Origin of the sequence: Chromohalobacter sp. HP20-39, from assembly GCF_033052815.1 — a bacterium.
Lineage (GTDB): Bacteria > Pseudomonadota > Gammaproteobacteria > Pseudomonadales > Halomonadaceae > Chromohalobacter.
On sequence record NZ_JAWHTP010000022.1, the window covers coordinates 1 to 1,388 of the forward strand.

A 1,388-nucleotide genomic window follows, 5' to 3' on the forward strand; every position below is an offset into this window, starting at 1 on the left:
CTTCGGGCACCGGGCGCCTAACTGTCGGTGGAATCGCGTTCGGCTGGCGAGGGCGTGATGCGCAAGCGTTCAAGCTACCGCCCGCGCGCCTGCGGCTTGCCGCTGGTGTTCGGCCTGTCGCAGGAAATGAAGACCGACCTGCAGCTCACGCCGCTGGGCACGCTGGAGGGCTTCAAGGAAGGCACCGGAACTGAGCGTGGCGCCCACACGCTGGCCGCTGCCGTGAACCTCGCCGCCGTCCTGTCGCGCGAATTGACCGATCACGAAAAGCGCATCGCTGCCGAGGGCCTAGAGGCCATTCGCGGCGTGTTCAAGCGCGGCAACGCCGCCGGCAAGTGGGGCTGTTCGGGCGATGAGTACCGCGCCATCGGTGCGGCACTCGCGCTGGGCGCGGAACTGGCCGATTCGGCCAACCGCCGCACAGTGGCAGCCGCGATCAAGACCGTTTTTCAGGAGGCTGGACGATGAGCGAAATCACCCTCGTGAAGCAGGCGCCCGTAGCAATCCCCGAGGTGGATCGCGCCGCCGCCCGCCGCGTGCTGTTCGGCGCCATCGACGGCCTGGGCGAAAAGGGCAAGAAGCAATGGCGCCGGTTCGTGAACGGCCTGTTCAACCTGGAGCCCGGCGAGATGGTGGAGATCAAGACCGTACAAAAGCGGAACTCCAAATTCCATCGCAAGTTCTTCGCGCTGCTCAATGTGGGCTATGAGGCTTGGGATCCCGGTCGAAAGCACAAGACGCACAAAGGTCTGCCCGTCGCTAAGAACTTTGAGCAGTTTCGCGAGGATGTGACGATTCTGGCCGGTTACTACGAACAGACCTTCCGCATCGACGGTGCCATGAAACTGAAAGCCCGATCGATCAGCTTCGCGAACATGGAACAGCCTGAGTTCGAGGAACTGTATTCGGCTGTAGCTGATGTTCTCCTTGAGCACGTGCTGAGCAACTACGCGAACCGTGCGCAGCTAGATGAGGTTGTGAACAAGGTGATGGGGTTCCTATGACCAGGGCATGGCGTGAAAACCTTTCGGGACAGACGTTCGGACGCCTGACTGTTCTTCGCGAGATGTCGTCCGACAAAGCGCACCGCTCTTGGCTTTGTGTATGCACGTGCGGCACAGAGAAACTGGTTGGCCATCCTTCACTGAAAAGCGGAAAGACCAAGAGTTGCGGTTGCCTGCGTCGCGAACTTGTTGCGAAGAAGATGACCAGGCACGGAGCGTGCGCGAGCCGAAAGCCTACCCGCGCGTACAAGATTTGGTCTGGAATGATCGCTCGCTGCGAAATCAAATCGGCCTCGGGCTACGAGCAATACGGCGGGAGAGGAGTGAAGGTTTGTGATCGATGGAAGAGTTTCGAGAACTTCCTTGCAGATATGGGAGAGCCGC

The 1,388-nt window shown here is 60.6% G+C and carries 2 protein-coding genes; both read left to right on the forward strand.

Annotated elements, in window-relative coordinates; translation table 11 throughout:
* Positions 1–57: 57 nt before the first annotated feature.
* On the forward strand, positions 58–468 hold the full coding sequence (locus RVY79_RS16580; RefSeq protein ID WP_137884589.1) for a hypothetical protein: 411 nt from the start codon (positions 58–60) through the stop codon (positions 466–468).
* Positions 465–1,004 carry a DUF1367 family protein gene (locus RVY79_RS16585; RefSeq protein ID WP_053166329.1) on the forward strand — a complete coding sequence of 180 codons (540 nt, stop codon included), beginning with the start codon at positions 465–467 and terminating at the stop codon, positions 1,002–1,004. Before RVY79_RS16580 ends, RVY79_RS16585 begins: the two co-directional genes overlap by 4 nt.
* The last annotated feature ends 384 nt before the right edge of the window (positions 1,005–1,388 follow it).